General features: G+C 70.9%; 6 protein-coding genes. 1 reads left to right on the forward strand and 5 read right to left on the reverse strand.

Going from position 1 to position 17,287, the window contains the following annotated elements; translation table 11 throughout:
- Position 1: 1 nt before the first annotated feature.
- Positions 2 to 862 carry a universal stress protein gene (locus EZM81_RS16125; RefSeq protein ID WP_136646416.1) on the forward strand — a complete coding sequence of 287 codons (861 nt, stop codon included), beginning with the start codon at positions 2 to 4 and terminating at the stop codon, positions 860 to 862.
- Here EZM81_RS16125 and EZM81_RS18360 read toward each other — a convergent pair.
- From EZM81_RS18360 to EZM81_RS16145, 5 genes are all read right to left on the reverse strand, one after another.
- Complete coding sequence (locus EZM81_RS18360) at positions 859 to 1,011, reverse strand: hypothetical protein (RefSeq protein ID WP_169052396.1); 153 nt, start codon at positions 1,009 to 1,011, stop codon at positions 859 to 861. The genes EZM81_RS16125 and EZM81_RS18360 overlap by 4 nt on opposite strands.
- A 385-nt stretch (positions 1,012 to 1,396) precedes the next feature.
- On the reverse strand, positions 1,397 to 2,419 hold the full coding sequence (locus EZM81_RS16130; protein WP_136646417.1) for a hypothetical protein: 1,023 nt from the start codon (positions 2,417 to 2,419) through the stop codon (positions 1,397 to 1,399).
- Positions 2,416 to 8,091, reverse strand: a complete 5,676-nt coding sequence (locus tag EZM81_RS16135; protein ID WP_136646418.1) for an ATP-binding protein — start codon at positions 8,089 to 8,091, stop codon at positions 2,416 to 2,418. Before EZM81_RS16135 ends, EZM81_RS16130 begins: the two co-directional genes overlap by 4 nt.
- Positions 8,088 to 14,105, reverse strand: a complete 6,018-nt coding sequence (locus tag EZM81_RS16140) for a DEAD/DEAH box helicase (protein WP_136646419.1) — start codon at positions 14,103 to 14,105, stop codon at positions 8,088 to 8,090. The genes EZM81_RS16135 and EZM81_RS16140 overlap by 4 nt, the downstream gene beginning before the upstream one ends.
- A complete protein-coding gene (locus EZM81_RS16145) occupies positions 14,102 to 17,233 on the reverse strand; it encodes an STY4851/ECs_5259 family protein (RefSeq protein ID WP_211195430.1) in 3,132 nt (1,043 codons plus the stop codon). The genes EZM81_RS16140 and EZM81_RS16145 overlap by 4 nt, the downstream gene beginning before the upstream one ends.
- Positions 17,234 to 17,287 lie beyond the last annotated feature (54 nt).

Genomic DNA, 17,287 nt, shown 5'->3' on the forward strand with positions numbered 1-17,287 from the left:
CATGACCGACCAACCCAAGATCATCGCCCTTGTCGATGGGTCGATCTATTCCGCCAGCGTCTGCGATCATGCGGCCTGGATCGCCAGGCGCACCGGCGCGCCGGTCGAGCTGATCCATGTCCTCGGGCGCCGCGAGGCCTCGGACATGCATGACCATTCCGGCGCCATCGCGCTGGGGGCGCGGACGGCCCTGATGCAGCAACTGGCAGAACTGGATGCACAGCGTGCCAAACTGATCAGCCACCGGGGGCGGGCAATCCTGGAAGACGCCCAGGCCCTGCTGGAAAAGGCCGGCGTGACCGATGTTACCACTCGGTTGCGCCACGGCGACATCGTTGAGGCCGTGGCGGATGTGGAAGCCGACGCCCGCGTGATCCTGATCGGCAAGCGCGGCGAGGCGGCGGATTTCGCCAAGGGGCATCTGGGCTCGAACCTTGAACGGATCGTGCGCGCCAGCCACAAGCCAGTCTTCGTCGCCTCGCGCGCCTTCCGGCCGATTTCGAAGGTGCTTGTGGCCTACGACGGCGGGGCCTCTGCCATGAAGGCGGTCGATCACATTGCCCGCAGCCCGTTGTTCCGGGGGCTGCGCGTCCATGTCGTGACGGTGGGCAGCGCCACGCCCCAGGTGATGCAGGGCCTTGCCGATGCCCAGGCCAGGCTGCAGGCGGCCGGCATCGCCGCCGAAACGTCCGTGCTGCCTGGGCAGCCGGAAACCGCCCTGGCCAGGCTGGTGGAGGAAGCGCAGTTCGACATGCTGGTGATGGGTGCCTATGGTCACAGCCGCATCCGAAGCCTGATCATCGGATCGACCACCACCGCGATGATCCGCGCCTGCAAGGTGCCCGTCGTGTTGATCCGCTAGCCTGCCTCGCGGCGTCCGGGCTTTCTGGCGACGACCACGCTGCCTTTGTCGATCCGCGTGACCGTGCCGACATTGCCCGCTTTCGGCGGCTTGCAGCAGAAGATCCGCGAAAGGGCGATGGTCGTCCCCGAGACGCCCAGCCAGATCACGTTGCGGACCCGACCCCGGGCAGATCGGCCAGGGCAAATAATGCACCTTCGCCACCCGGACCACTGCCTCAGCTGTTGAAGTCCGGCTTGTGGGCCATCGCGTTCAGTGCGCCGAAGGCCGAAACCGCCTGCCCGGCAAGAGTGGGGAGAGGAGGCCTCGTCCGCCCCGACCGGCCGGGGCTGAAAGCATCCCCATGCCGAAAGACTTGTTGCGCAGTCGGCTTGCCGACGGCCTTGACCTGCCAGGGTTTCAGGAGGCTGAGCCGCCTTTGCACACATGCGGCGCAGACGGCCGCAACCCGCTGGACGGGCGGGGAAGGATCAGGCCGCTAGATGTCTGATAAGGATTGTTATGTCATCCTAGTCAGCCGATACCATGTCGCTGCTACGGATCCTTGATGGCGAGCACCGTCCGGCAATCCTCCGGGTCGCCCGGCTGACGATGCGCCAGCCGGTTGCGCAGGCGCGCCAGGGCTTCCAGCCGGTCGGCGTCGCCTCGATCCAGCGCGCCGCGCAACTGATGCCGCAGTGCGCCCAGTTCGATGTCATCGACCGAGGTCACGCCAAGCGAGCGAAGATGTTCGTCAACTCGCAGCCTCTTTCGGTAACGGTCGATGAAATCAAGGCGCTGTTCCTCGAGCCTCGGGAAGAATGTGAACAAATGCGCCCGCCATACCCGCCGGCGAAGCTGTGCGCTGTCGCCCCCCCGATAAAGGGCCAGCGGGCAGGCGTCCCCCTTGCCTGTTTCTGCCGCACTATCGCTTCCGCGTCGCGCCAGCCAGTCCAGCGGGCGGATCAGATCCTCTACACTTGCACGCGCAAGCTCGGCGGCCAGATCCAGGCGCCAGCCGCAAAGTTCGACCGCCAGGGCCACGGCCAGTTCCGCGGCAAGGCCGCTGCGGCCGCGCGGCAGGTGTTCTTCGGCCCAGATCACCCGGTCGCCGCGGCTGAGGCTGTAGCGCCAGTCTTCGGCGCAGGGCAGGTCCTGGCCGCACAGCGCTGCAGGCGCATCCGGCACCAGGACGCACAGGCCGGGTTTTTCCCGGCGCGCCTGTGCAAGGCGGCGTAGGAAGGTCAGCCAGGACTTGCCCTGCGCGGGCAAGCCGTCAGCAAGGCGCAGGATCACCAATTGCTGGTCGCAGGCCGGTGATGCAAGGGCATCGAGCGTCGGAGTGCAGCCCAGTGGCTCGGCCAGGATGGCCGCGGGTTGCCGGCAATCCCTGGCATCGCAACGGATCTCGCCGCAGTCGTGCAGGCCCCGACAGCGCGCGACAAGGGCGTCAACCAGGCCTATGGGCGCAACGGCCATCGGCGGAAGCAACAGAAGCCCGCGCCTCAACTGTTCCGACAGATCTTCCAGCCATCCGTCCAGCCCGGGCAGATCCCAGGGGCTTGCCTGGGCCGTCATGCCGCAGCCAGCCGTCCCAGATCCGTCGGTCGGGGCACCGAACCCGGTCGGTCGGCCACCTGCAGCCAGCCCCCGGCGATCAGCCTTGTCAGTCGGGGTTGATCGGCTTCGGGGCAGAATTCCGCAAGCTCTTCGGCCCACTCCAGGGCGGCGCCGTCCTCGACCAGGAAACGCAGAACGGCCCGATCCTGTTCCGACAGGCCTGCCGCCTCGGCGATGGAAGGTTGGCTGCGGGCCCAGGAACCCAAGCGCCCCTGCCGTTCGTTGAGCGCTAGGGGTGCAAGATCCGCAAGCTCGCTTCGCAGGGCCATCAGCCGTGCCGGCACCCCTCCGGTGGCAGCGATGATGGCGGCGCGCGTCTCACGGTCATCCAGCGTGGGTGCATGTCCCTCCTCGGCCAGCCAGAGCCGCAGCATGTTCTCGTCCCATGGCCTTGCATGAACGCGCGGCAAATCGGACATCTCCGCGGGATCCGCTTGCACCAGCCACAGGATGCGCGTGCGCGCGCCGCGTTCGCCTAGCCGGTTCACCACACGCTGCGCGCGGTCGGCGGACCAGGCGCCCGACACGATGAACACGCCTTCCGACTCCAGCGCACGGCGCAGGGCGGCATCCTCGGCGCCGATCAACTCGGCGGGGGCATCGAACAGCGCCGCTGCGGCGAGCAGCCGCTGCCCCGCTTCCGGCCCTACGATGTAGTCGGGTGCCACGATCAAGGTCAGGCGCCCCCCTTCAGGTCCGAACACCTGCTGCAACTGGCGATCGGACAGCGGTGACCGATCCTTTGGCCGAAGCGGCCGCAAGCAGGCATGGAAACTGCCCGCGTCATAGGCCGGGTCGTCCTCGCGGTCTGCAAGCTGAAGAAGCTCGGTTTCCAGCCGCTCGCGGTCGCCCAGCATCTGGGCAACCTGTGCGTTGCGCAAACCGAAACGCCTAGGCGCCAGTTCGGCCAGGACGCCGAGATCCACCATTTCGGACAGGATCTCTTCGCAGTCGCTGAGCGATGGCTTGGCCAGGCCCTTCGGCCAGAAATCAAGGGCTTTGTCGCGAATTTCGGCCGCCGTCAGGCCAGCGGACAGCACGCGATCCTGGCCGCCGGCGTTGTCCAGGCGATAATGGGCAATTGACTTGGCAAAGAGTTCGTAGCGCAGGTCCAGGTTCAGCGTCAGCTGGAAACGATCCCGGATCTGGACCGAGATGGCCTCGGCGGTGCTGCCCTCGAACAGCATCTCGCGGCTGAGTTTCCAGCGCGGCCCGCTGCGCCTGTCCAGACGCCTGCCCAGCCGGTGCACCACCTGATGGCCGAATATCTGCACAAGCGAAGGATAATGGTTCATGCGTGCCAGCATGTCCCAGGCCAGCGCCGGATCGGCGAAGTCGAGCCCCGCGGTGCGCAGCGGCTCGAGCGCGAGGCGGCGCAGTGCAAGGCGGTTGGCCTCGGTCTGGTTCATCGGCCCTATGCAGATGGGGTCGCCCAGATGCGGCAAGGGCGAGTTGGGCGCGCGCGCCATGCGGCGCACGTTGTGCAGGCCCGCAAAGACCACCTTGAAGCGTCGCCCTGTTTCTTCCATCAGCGACTTGAGCGGCAGAAGGTTCGGGTAGCCCGCGCCATGTTCGGCGCGAAGGAAGTTGTCGGCTTCGTCCAGCATCACCAGAACGCGCCGGTCCGGTCCGCCGTCAAGCCACTGGCGGATCGCCTGAAGAACCGGCTGATGCCCGCTGCCATCGGACGACAGCCCGGCCTCGCGGCGGAGGGCATGGTGAAGCTCGTCCCAGATCCGCTCGGCCGGATTGCCAAGGCCGCCCATGGGCTTGATGTCAAGATAGATGGCCACCTCGCCCCGGTCGGGCCGGTGTCGTTCGCGGCGGATATGGTGCAACAGTGCCGATTTTCCCAGCTGGCGCCCGCCGTAGATCAGGCAACCCCCGGCCTCGCGCGCGACGATGCGCCGTATCTCTTCCTGCCGGCCGAAAAAGACTTCGCGCGGGATCGGCCCCGCGCCGACCACATAGGGCTGCACCCAGGCGAAGGGCAGCGTGCAGGCGAAGAAGGCGCGCAGGGGGTCTTCGCTGCGGCTGGCCAGGAACAACAGCAGGGTTTCGTCCAGCATCAGCACCCGCCGGGCGTCGTCGCGGCAGCGCCGGGCAAGCGTGCGCCGGTCGTCTTCGCCCAGCCGGCGGAACTGGACCACGATCCAGGCGTCGTCGGGGGCTTCTGCCCCGATCTCGCGCAGAATCTGTTCAGTGGTCACGTCGTCACGCGCCGCCAGCAGGCGGAACCTGCCGCCGCTCTCGCTGCCAAAGGCGGGGGGCAGGAACCAGTCTGAAACAAGCGGCACATCGGCGGCCATCGCAAGCCCCCGCAGCCTGCCCTGTATTGCTTCGCGTCCGGGCTTGATCTCGATGCCGGTCAGCCCGATCAGACCGAACAGCCGTTCCAGGACGTCGCGCAGGCGGTCGGGCTGGCTTTGACGCAGGGCATTTTCTGCGCTGCTCCAGTGTTCCACCAGCTGCTGGCCGCGCTTGCGCGTCTGGCTGTCCAGCGCCGCCAGAGCCAGCGGACCCAGGTCCTGCGCGTTGGTCATCGCCGTCTGGATCTGGCCCCGCCCAAGGTTTGCCCCGCCCAGTTCAACGGCGCGAACGAAGGAGGGAAAGAAATCCTCGAAAAGATCCGGGGCCTCTGCCTCGGGCAGGTGCACCGGGCGGCCAGCCTGCAGATCGGCGATGGCGTCGTCCACCGTCACCGGGTCCAGCTGGTCCAGCCGCTCAAGGATCGCGCGCGCCCCCCCGGCGTCGGGGCGGGTGCAAAGTTCGATCAGGGCCTGCCGCTGCCGTTCGACCACCGCCACGCGCATCTGGTCGCGCTGGTCCTCTAGCCTGGCCAGACAGGCTTGCAGTTCGGGGAAGTCGGGCGGGACCAGACTGTCGCGCAGGCCATTGCCGGCGGGCAGCGCCACATGATCGCCGTCGGGATCGGCGCGGAGTGCCTCGGCAATGGCCGCCAGCTGGGCCAGACGCCCGCGGTTGGCCTCGGTCTGGTCCAGATCGAGGTATGCCAGCGTGGCAAAGGACTGGTGCAGTCGCTCCACCCGCTCCAGCGCGACCTGGCGTGACGACGTCAGGGCTTCGTCGATCTCCTGCTGGCGTACCGTAGCCTCTGACTCGCTCAGCCCGGCGGCCTCGAGCCGCCGCAGCACCGCCCGCGCCGCCAGGATCGCGCCTTCGGAACGGCGCGCGGACAGGGCGGCATCCCAGTCCGGCGACAGCGCAGCCGGATCGGCCAGCGCCTCAGTGAGGCGGCAGTCACGGGCATCACGTTCCTTGTCCAGTGCCGGGTCGCCTCCGGTCCAGTCCTGACAGCCGCCCGGCAGGCGCAGCAGCGGGCCTTCCAGCGCCTCTTCCGGAGCAGGCAGCAGACCGGACGACACTTCGCCGGACAGAAGCCGGTCCAGCGCGTCAAGTTCGCGGTTCACCAGCGCAGTGATGGCGGCGTCGAGGTCCGGTTCCCCGGACGACAGTGCGGGGTCTGCGGCCTGGCGCTGCTGCATTGCCTTGCGCAAGGGCCCCAGCGCCGCCAGCAGCCGCTGGCGCTGGCTGTCGCCGGGGGTGGCCCTATCCTGTGCCCGGGCCTCCAGCCAGTAGGAAAGATGGTCGCAGGCCTCTTGCAGACGCTCGCAGAACCAGGTCAGGGCCATGCCTTCGATCCGGTCGCGCCGGGGGCGGCCATTGCGCCGCTCGGCCTCTTCCACGAAGGCTTCCTGTGCCGCGCGGTCGTCGCGCAGCGATTCGATGAAACTGCGTGCCTCGTCCTCGGCATTCGGCGCACCGGCCAGCACCGCCTGAATGATCCGGCCGATGTGGCCGCTCGGGTGCAGGTCTTCATGCAGGATGCGGTAGGTCGGCTGATGCATGCACTTGCGTTTCTGGGCGTCAGTCCACCAGTGACGCAGGGCCTCAAGAGCCTGCGGAGCCGCCGGCCCCACCTGCCGGCCGCCCAGTTCCGCCAGACGGCGGACAGACAGGCGCACCTCGTGGCCAAGCGCGCCAAGCGCGTCGATCACTGCGGCATAGGGGGCCAAGGCCTCGTCGGCCGACAAGCTGCGCAGATGCGCGCGGGCCCCGTGGTCGGGATCGAACAGCGCGGGGCGCAGCAGGGCGGCAAAGGCCACCCTCGCGGCAACGGGCGGCGCCCCGTCCAGCGCCCCCATCATCTCGGCCATGGCACCGGTGCGCGCCGGGTCGGCCATGTCCTCGGCACGCCGGATGTCGCGCAGAAGGGCAAGCCCGCGCAGCACCGCCGGGGGCAGAGCGGCCCGTGCACCTTGCTGTTCGGCCAGGCGCGCAGCGTGATAGGCCAGCGCGATTTCGCCCGCATGCAGCCAGTGAAGAAGGGCTGCATCGGAAAGACCGTCGGGAATCTGGGGTGCCTTGGGCCCGTCATCCGACGGCGGGGTGTGTGCATCCTCTGGCTCGGTGGTCGCGCCGCTCTGCGGGGCCTGGGACGGCGGCACGCCATCATCCGAGGCGGAGGACGTTTCGGAAGAGGCGGTCGCGCCGCTCTTTGCCGCGTCGGTTTCTTCCGGCTGGGGATCGTTGATCTCCTGCTCGGGTTGGGGCTCGGTGCCAGCCGGCATCTCTGGATCGGTCGTGCCGTCCGAGGGCTTCGACGTGCCCTCGGTCAGGGCCTCATCTTCCGTGTCGTCTTGCTTGGGCGGAGGCATCCGCGTTCCTTGAAGAAGGGTTTCCAGCCCCTGCATTGCGCCCAAGACTGCGGCCTTCGCAGCCTCGCACTCGGCTCGCGCCGCGCGCCGTCGCGGGATCAGATCCTCTTCCTCATCCAGATCGCCAGCTTCATGGGCGGCTCGTGCCTGTTCATCCAGCGTCTGGCGCCGGTCCTCGGCCAGGTTTTCCCTGGCGATGGCGGTCTCGAGCGCGTCGAGGCTGGCTTCCACGGCATCGAGGAAGGCACCATCGATCTCTGCCGGCCAGGCTTCGGCCATGGCGGGAGCGGCCGAAGTCAGGCGGCCGCGCAGGGCTTCGGCCCGGCGGGCCAGGGCTTCGGTCGCCGCCGCGGCCTCGGCGGCAGTGCGGCAGGCGGCGGCAAGCTGTTCGGCCATCGCCAGGATGCGCTCGGCGGCGGTCGCGTCGGGATGGTCGAGGGCGGCGGCCGTTGCGGCCAGGGCGCGGGCCAGCGTCCTCCAGTCCGGCTCGGACAGGGCGACGCGGGGCGCGGCCCCATCAGGCGATGCGTCCTTGTCGTTCGCCTTGGCCCCGGCAGGCGCGGCGAGCCGCAGGAACAGTGCCTGAACCGCGCGCTCCTCGGACAGCGGGGGCAGCTCCTCGGGGTCGCGCTTCAGTATGGCAGAGGGGTCCAGCCCTGGGTTCTGATTGCAAAGCCAGCGCAGGGCGCGAAGGGCGAAGGCCTTCTTATCATCACCTTTCGCCTTCATCCGGCGGTCATAGGTGCGCAGGGCCTCGACGCCCTCTTCACAGGTGACCATCCGGGCCAGGGCCGCGTAGAAGGCCGCGTCGTCCTTCAGCCGGTCCGCATTCAGGAATGCGGCGAAAACTTCCCGGTTCTCTCGCCGCAGGCTGGGGGCGACCGGGAAATGCTCGCGCAGGAAATCAGGCGGCAGCGGCAGGAAATCTTCGTCCGGGGTCTGATCGGTCATGATGTGGCCTGATGCATCTGAAGGGCGATGGGGGTGGCGGCGCGGCCGGCCTGCACCTCGAAGGCCGTGGACGACAGGGCCCGGGCCTGCGCGGCGGCGGAGGCGGAAAAATCGTGGCGCTGCGATCCTGCGGCCGACCACGCGCCAAGCCCCTGATCCAGAAGAATGTCCAGCCGCCGCCCGTCTTTCAGCCAGACCGAGAGTCGCCGGAAATGCGGCATGTCTGCCTTGGCGCGCAGCTCGATGCTGGCCCCGGGAAGCAGATGGCGCAGAACCTCCCGCCGCAGCGCGTCGCCGGGGAAATTGTGGTGCATGAGGCGCGGATCGGGCGGCGGACGCTCGTCGCGGGCCAGATCCACTGCAAGTGCGGCCCCTTGCGCCCCCGGTGCGGCCTGCATCAGCTCGGCCAGCAGCCGCAGCAGATACGCCTGCAAGAGGTAGCGGTCCGAGTAGTGCAACCGCGCCACGCCCGCGCTGCGCATCGCGCCGACCTCGAGCGGGGCTTCGCGGGCAAGCCAGTCCCAGAAGCGCCGGCCGAAGCCCTTGGCCGGTCCGTCCAGCGCCGCCTCGTGCCAGAGCAGACGGGCGTTCCCCATGCCCAGCTCGATCAGCCGGTCGGCCGACAGCCGGTTGCCCATGGCCGGGGCCGTGGCCGGCCCGATCAGCGCCGGGGCGGCGGCCCCCTGCCCCCAGCCCGGGCCGGGCGCAGCCTCGGCCTGAGTGGTGACGGCCAGCGCCTGGCCATCCGACGGCCCATGGAGATGGCACAGCACCATCGCCCCGCCGGCCTGCGGCAAAGCCTCGGCCCGGTGGAGATCGGCGGTGCGTGCCAGAGCGTGCAGCGCAAGTTTCACCGGCAACGTCAGCCCGGCCGAGGTCAACGCGGAAGCCAGGATGCCCACCCGGGGGCGGATGCCGGCCTCTTCCAGACGGGGCAGCAGGCGGCGCAAGGGCCAGCCCGACAGATCCCAGCCGCCCGGATCGCCGTGCAGCCAGAGGTCGAGGCCGCGAAGCTGCCCTCGGCGCAGGCGATCGGCGATCAGTGCCGCCGCGGGGCGGCCCGCCAGCTGTGTGGCCGGTCCGAAGACCAGCAGTTCGGGCGGCAGGGCCAGCCGGTCGCGCAGGGCAAGCGCCAACGACAGGGCACCGGCGCGGTCCAGCACCAGATCGCGGCTGTTCAGATCGGGGCGCAGGATGCAGGCCGGGCAGCCGCGGCGGCAGGCTTCGGGGCAGTCGAGCAGCTCTGCCGCGCGCGTCACGCCGGCGGCCAGCATCTCGGGCTCGGCCATCCGGGCCGAAAGCCCCGCCCCGCCGGCGGCCCGGTCATGCAGGAAGGCCGACAGCCCGGCCTCACCAGTGGGACCGACCGAAGACGCGGCCGAGGGCACGATTTCGGCCGGTTCCACCCCCAGCCGTTCGGCCAGCGCCTCGCGCAGGGCGGCGGCCAGGGCGCGTGCAGCGGGTTCGGTGACGGTAATCTCGCCGCAGGTCGCGGGAAGCTGCCATTCCCAGACATCGGTGCGCGTGACCTGCGCCAGATGCAGGTTGCGCTGGATGCGCGCAGGATTGTCCGAGGCCGGGCAATACCCGTCGCGCGTGCGCGAAAGCCCGCGGCGCAGCAACAGGGCATGATGCTTGCGCATCGCATCGGGCAGGACGGCGGGCAGTCCGGGCGGCGGGGTCTCCATCGGATGGGCGCGCCCGCAATCCAGACAGACGGCAAAGCCGCCGCCTTGCGGACCCGCAGTCGTCACCGCAAGGCGGCCTTCGGGATCGGCGCGCATCCGCCCCGCGCCTTCGGCCAGCGCCACCCAGTCGCCGCCGTGGGCCGACAGGCGCGGCGGATCGGCGGTGACATGCGACAGGTTCTCATAGCCCACATGGGCGGGTTCGTCGCCCAGAAACCCCGCCGGGCGCAGGCAGCGGCGGATGTCGAGCGGCGCCTGCCCGCAGCGCGGGCAGCTGTCCGGCGCGGTCGGCGCCCAGTCGAAGGCGCGGCAGGCCGGGCAGGACCACAGGCTGCGCAGATCCTCGAGCCCCGAGGCATCCGCCCCCGCCTCCCATGCGGGCAGGATGCCGGAGGCGCGATGCACCAGCCCGTCGATGACCAGTTCCGCCCCCGGCGCATATTCGCGCAGCGCCTGATCCAGCGCGCGCGAGGCCGTGCCCCGCACGAAGCGGCTTTCCCCCTGCCCCGCGTCGGCGGACCGGTGGCGCAGGTTCTGGAAGGTGACGACATCGGTCGGAAAGCCATAGGCGGGGGTAAAGCCCCGGCGGGCCAGTTCGCCCAGCAGGAATTCGCCGGCCAGGCGTTTGGCGCGCAGCTCTTGCGCCTGCCGGGCCTCGCGGTCGGGGGCTGCGGCGGCGGCCTGAAGCAGCGTCAGATGTTCGCGCCGCCAGCCGGCCACCAGCGCCTCGAAGGCGGCGCGGGTCTGCGCGCCAAGCGCCCCGGCCCCCTGCCCCGCCAGCACCGTGCCCGCCAGCAGGTCGCGCAGCGGCCCGTCCAGCCCCTCGACCCAGCCGGCATCGAGGTCGGCCAGGAAGGCATCGGCGGGGGCACCCGCCACGACCGGATTGTCCGCGTCCTGCCCCGCGCCCAGGAAGGCGCCGATCGAGCCGGTCACATCGGTGCCGCCCCGCGCTGCCAGCCAGGCGGTCAGGATTGCCGCGTTGACGTGGCGGCGCACCAGCGCCGGGCTGTCGAACCAGACGCGCGGGGCCACGATGGGCCGGCCAAGCCAGGCTGCGGGATTGTCGAAAGCCCGCCGGTCCAGCGGCAGGTCGCGGCAGAAGGTCATGGTAAAGGCAAAAGGCTCGCCGCGCCGGCCGGCCCGGCCCGCGCGCTGGCGGTAACTGGCCAGCGAGGGCGGCACATTGGCGTTGACCACCAGCCGCACATCGGCCAGGTCCACCCCCATCTCCATGGTGGTTGAGCAGTTCAGCAGGTTGATCCGCCCCTCGGCAAAGGCCTGTTCATAGCGTTGCAGCGTGGGGCGCGGGATCTGGGCGGAATGTTCCTGTGCGCGGATGTATGGTGGAAAGGCGGCCAGCCGGTCGTGCAGATCGGTCCAGAGGCCGCGGGCGCGCATGGCCGCCACGCCCGGGTCGGTCTGGCACCATTGCGCGACCCCGGCCGCCTGATCGCGCGTCAGACCGCCGCGATTGGCCATGGGCAGGCGCGGCAGGGTCACGGGCTGCATTGTGCGGGCCGGGTCGTTGGGGCTGCGGCCCGACAGGCTGTAGGCATGGGGCCGCCGGGTGACGGGGCAGAGGAAGGCGCGGTCCAGACGCGCCACCGCCGCGCGGCCGAAGTCCAGCCGCCAGGCCCCCGCGCCGGTATCGCGCGCCGCCGTGCCGGCGATGAGCTGCCAGAGCGCATCCAGCACCTCGCCCGCGCGGTCCTGGTCGATGCGGCTGTCGGGGCTGCCGCCGGTCAGGGTATAGACCAGTTCGGTCAGACGCGGCAGGCGACCGTTCACCGCCCGCACACCCGGCCAGCGGCGGCTGTTCGCGGGCATGTCCTCGCTGCGGGTGCCTGCGGGCATGACCGCGTTCAGAACGCCATAGCGCGGCGCGACCAGCCGCACGAAGGCCGGGGTCATGTCCACCGCGAGGTTCTGGCGGAACACCAGATCCACCGCCGCCTGTGCAAGGCCCGCCCATCCTTCGGCGTCGATGCCGGCCTCGCGCAGCGGCGCGGGCGGGCCGGACAGGCGCGCGCGTTCTTCCATCGCGGGAAAGGTCAGGCGCAAGAGGCCCAGGGTCTCGGGGTTGTTCTGCACCCGCGGGCGGCGGAACAGTTCCTGATAAAGAAACATTTCGGCCAGCTTCGCGGGATCGTCCGCAAGACCCGCCCCCAGGCTGCGGCCCTTCCAGATCTCGCCGGCAAAGCTGCGCAGATCCTCGTGGCTGGCCAGACCCTGGACCAGTTCGCCCCAGGGGATCGGCGCGGCGGTGGCGCCGGTGAGTTCGGCCAGGCGCTTGCGATCCTCATCGGCAAGATCGCCCAGGCCGGCGGCTTCCATCCTTGCGATCTTCTCGCGCAGCTTTCCGATCTCGGACGGGTCGGCCCCGCCGCGATCCTCCTGCACGGCATGCCACAGGAAGGCGCGGGTCAGGTCGCGCTCGGCCCCCTGTTGCAGCTTGGCGGCCAGGCGCGCCACACCCTGCCGGCTGTCGGAAAAGCTGATCGCGCGGCGCCCGCCTGCCGGCAGGCCGGGCCGTCCGTCGGGCGGGGCCAGATCATCAAGCAGACCGGCCAGGCCGTTGCCCATCAGGAAGGCCGGGCCGAAGCGGAAGCCGGTCAGCCCCGCCTGCCCGGCACGGGCGCAACAGGCGCGTTCGTCCGCGGTCTGAAGCAGCCGTGCCGCGACCGCCCGGGTGCCTGTCGGCGGGGCATTGTCGAACCACAGGCCATCGGCCCCCAGCCAGCCCGGCAGGCCGCCCCCCTGCCCCGGCGCAGCCAGCCAGGCGACGCCGACCGGGGCGGCGGGGGTGGCTTCGTCGTCCGGGTCCTGGTCCAGCGCGAAATCGTCGCCCTCGCCCGGCTCGGGGGGCAGAAGGCGCAGCTGCGCGCCGCGCAGGGCCTGCCCCTGAAGATGGACGCTGCCGCACTCGTTGCAGGCCACGACCTCATAGACCTGGGCCCCACAGGCGCAGGTGGCGCGGGGGGACAGGCGCAGGGCGCCGAAGGGCCAGCCAGCGCCATCGGCGGCAAGTTCGGGCGCGCGGTGCGGGCAGGCCGGATCGGCACAGGCCCAGAGCCCGCCTTGCGCGCGGTGGAAAAGATGCGCCCGCCACGGCATGAGCGGCCGCCCCTGCCATTCTGCCGTGCCCAACCGGTCCAACAGCCGGGCCGCCGCTTCGCGCTGGCCCGGTTCACCGGTCAGGATTCGCGCCACCTCGCCCAGCGGGCGGCCCGCATCGGACAGGGCCCGGCGCAGGGCCTGCACCCGCGGATGGGCGGCCAGCACCTCGGGCGCTGCATCCGGCAAAAGCGGCCCGTCCGGCGCGGCCGGGGGCAGATCGGGTATGCGCTCCTGCCCCTCGATCACCGCCACCTGGTCCTGCCCCTGCCCGGCCAGCGCCGCCGCGAAGGCCGCCAGCTTTTCGGCCGTCCGCTCCTCGCCCCCGATGGTGGCCGAGGTGGCGATCAGCCGCACGTCCCCCGGCGTCACACCGAAGGCCGCCCGCACCCGGCGCAGCAGAAGCGCCATCTCGGCCGCCTGGCTGCCGGCGTAGGTATGCGCCTCGTCCAGCACGACCCAGCGCAGCGCCCCCTGGCTGGCCTGAAGGATCGGCCGGTCGGTGCTGCGCAGAAGCAGGTATTCCAGCATGGTGATGTTGGTCACCAGAATCTCGGGCGGACGTTCGCGGATCGCCTGGCGCGAACGCAGTTCCACCATGTCCGACCGGATGGTGGCCTGGCGTTCGGTTTCGGGCGTGTCGCCGTTCAGCAGGGCAAAGCGCACCCGGCCCCCCAGCCCCTCGACCCAAGCGCGCAGCCGGTCGCGCTGGCTTTCGATCAGGGCGTTGAGCGGATAGAGCAGAATCGCCCGCACCCCGCCGCCGGGGCGGGGATGGGCCAGCGCGTCCTGAAGGACCGGGATCAGAAAGCATTCGGTCTTGCCCGCGCCGGTGCCGGCGGTGATCAGCGCGGATTTCCCCTGCCCCAGCGTTGCCTGCCAGGCGGCAAGCTGGTGGGCATAGGGCGGCCGGTCGGCGGGCATCCGCGACGTGGCGGTCCCATCCAGCGCCGCCACCAGATCGGGCGACAAAAGCCCCGGGGCCAGCGCCGACAGCGGGCAATCGGCAGGTTTCCAGGCGCGGGCGATCTCGATCACCGGATCGGCGATCAGCGCCCCTGCCGTGCCGGGGTCTTTCGCCAGCTCGCGGGCGAGCCACTGGTTAAGCCCCGGCGAGGCCAGCCGCGCCCGCGCCGTCATGCCCATGGCCGAACTGCGGGTCTGCCGCGCCAGCGCCGGCAGCAGATTGGATGCGGCATGATCGGTCATCGGGCGGTCTCGTTCATGGCAAGGGTCAGCGCACAGGGCAAAGCGGCGTCGAACCAGGCCGGATCGGCGGCACGCAGCGCGATCAGGCGCAGGATGTCGGGCGCAGCCGGGGGCGGGCGCAGCCCGGCGGCTGTCTCGGCCGCGACCAGCGGTGCATGCAGCAGGGCGTCCATTCGCCCGTCGCTGACCGAGATCGGCCGCAGGATGCTGGCGCGAAGCCCATCGACCCCCTGCGGCAGGGTAACGAACCGGCGCGCGGCCTCTTGTCCGGCACCGTCCAGAAGAACTTTGGCCGCAGGCGGGGGCGGCAAGAGGGTTGAGGCAGTGCCTTGCGCGTCGCGGGCCTCTGGCGGCAGGCCGGCGATCCGCAGCGCCGCGCCAAGATGCGCGGCCAGTTCGGGGCGAAGCGCGACGATCTCGCCCGCGGCGCCGGCCATGGCCTGGGCGGCACTGTCCGGTGCATCCTCGATCCCGGCTGCCGCCAGGCGCGCGCGGATCCGGTCATGCGCGGCCTTCAGCCCTTTGGCCCAGTCTGAGACCGGCAACAGCGGCCACCAGATCGGAGCCTCGCTTTCCAGCGCCAGCGCGGCGGCGCGCCCTGCGCGCGCGGCGTTCATCAGCAGCGCCACGGCTGCCGCAGGAATCCGCGCCAGCGCCTGGACCTGATCCAGGGCCCCGCAGTCGCCGGCGGCACGAACCGCGGCGATCAGGCCCGTCAGCCGTTCCCAACCCGGATCCTCGGGCCGGTCCAGCAGCATCTGCCAATCGCCCGCGAACCGCGCCAGCCGGTCCTCGCGCGTGCTGTGGGGCTGCGGGCGTGCGGCCCAGACGAAGGGGCGCATGACCCCCAGCCGGTCATTCTTGCCCTGAACGAACCAAAGTCCGTCGTCTTCCCCCAGCCAGGCCCCGAGGTCGATGCGCCCCTCGGCCTCGGTTGCGGCGGTGCGGGCGGGATCGTCCAGCAGCACGGCTGACAGCCGGGTGCGGCCCGGCCCAAGATGGCGGAACGGCCCCGCCTCTTCGCTGGACCAGTCGTAGCGGGCGATTGACAGGCGCGGTGTCTCACCCCCCAAGGCCAGGCGCAGGTTCACCTGACCGTCCGCCCCCGTCAGCGCCAGCGCCTGCCCCAGCACCATCGCATGGGTGGCCAGGCGGACCTCGCCCGAGGCGGCAAGGCCCACCTGGGCCCCCTGCCCCCCCAGGCGCATCAGAACCGCGCCGGCGCCTGGCGGCAGATGCCCGCGCCAACCGGACAGGTTGGCCAGAGCGACCTGCCGATCCTGGCGCAGCACCTGCCCCTCGGGGTCGATCAGGCGCGGCTCCAGTGCTGGCCACAGCCCGGTCAGCGCCAGCGCCGCGCCCTTGCCCGGATCGGACAGGCGCAGCCCGACCAGCCCCGGCGCGCCTTGCGTGGCCAACTCCAGCACCGCCCGGCCCTGCGCATCGGCAACGGCCTGCGCCGACGCATCACCCCCCGCGTTCAGCGCCAGATGCCATCCCTGAGACAGCCCCTCCGCAGTCAGACGCAGCCGACCCGGACCCATCTCGCGCAGTGTCAGCCGCAGCGAAGCTGGCAGCACGATCAGCCGCAGCCGGGCCAGAACCGCGCTGCCTTCGACCCATTCCGCGACCTGCCCGCCCAGAAGGCGCGGCAGGGTGCGCAAGTTCAACGCCGCGCCGGACAGGGGCCGCATCGGCCCGTCGCCTTCGGCTGCCCAGATCCGGGGGGTGCCCAGAAACACCCGGGTTCCATCGGCACAGGCCAGCCCGGGCAGCAACGGCCCTGATGCCATCAGACGTGCCGGTTCGGCGCCCGCCTCTGCCCCGGTCTCGATCGCGATGGTCTGGCTGCCGATCTGCACATGCCCGCGCCCCGCCAGCGGCCAGAGCCGTCCGCCTGGCCCCGGTTCCGGGGCGCCCAACGTCACGCCATCACCCGCCCGGGGTTTGACGTCATCCGGTGTCAGCACGAACATCTGCGCTGCCCGTGTGCGCGCCCGCCCCGTCAGCGGAGCCAGAACTTCGGGCTCAGCGTCCGTGCGGTCGGCAGGATGCCACAGGCCCGGCGCCTCGTCCGGGGCGGGCAGGCCGGGATCCAGCAGCACATCGCCCAGGGGCCGCCCGTCGGAATGCGCCGAAAGGACCACCGGCACTGAGGGATCCAGCGCCATCCGTGCCGTGCCGCCAACCAGCGTCAGCCGCCAACCGGACCCGTCCGGGCGGGCCAGAAAACTTGCGCCGCTGGTCGCGATCAGCCGCAGGGTCTGACCCTGCGCCTCGGCCGGCAAGAGCGCCTGGGGCACAATCGCGCCTTCGGAGATTTCGGCCGCAGCATGCCAGCGCCCGGCATCGTCGCACAGAAGCAGGCGCCGGACCGGCGCGCCGCCCCGGTTTGGACGCACCCGCGCCGCCGCCAGCGCCGGGCGGACGATCGTTTCCAGCGCCCGGTCGGACAGGCGCAGCGGCAAGGTTGCGCGCCAGTCCGGCCGCTGCGCATCCAGCCAGGCAAACGCCGTCTCGGCCGGCAGATCCTCGGGCAAGGCCTGGCGCAGGGCGATCAGCGCCAGCGCCAGATCCGCCATCAGCCGGGCCTGCCCTTCGTCGCGCAGCACCTGAGGCAGATCCTGCACCGCACGCAGGGCTGCCGTCTCGGCTGCCGCCGCCGCCAGCGCCCCCTCGGCCTCAAGCGCGCCGATCAGCCCCAGCAGCACCATCCGGTAGCGGTTTGCCTGGGCCAGTGCCGCATCGGGCAGGCCGCCTTCGGCCAAGAGCGAAAACAGGAACTCGCGGTGCCCCGCGTCCCCGCGCCGCAGCGGCCGGCACCATGCCTTGAGGCCGGTTTCCACCAGCCATCGGGTGAAACCATAGTCGGGCGGCGCAAGGCCAAGCCCCTGATAAACGAAGTCCCAGGTCAGCGATCCGCCCGGCCAGTCTTGCCGGATCCGCTCGGCCGCCCACAGCACGAAGCCCTGCGCGGTGGAGCCAAGGCGTTCTTCAATTGCAACCCGCGTCCGCAAGGGCTGTCGAAGCGCGGCCAAGTCCTCATTGGTCAGGCGATAGCCATGCAGGGGGCGGCCGTCGGGCCGGGAAATCGCGTTTCGTTCAAGAATTGCTGACAACGGTGTCATATGCGGTCCCAAATCAATTCATGCGGGAACAATCGCCGTCCAGCCGCAATTCTT

It is taken from the genome of Tabrizicola sp. YIM 78059 (assembly GCF_004959785.1).
Taxonomy (GTDB): Bacteria; Pseudomonadota; Alphaproteobacteria; order Rhodobacterales; family Rhodobacteraceae; genus Tabrizicola; species Tabrizicola caldifontis.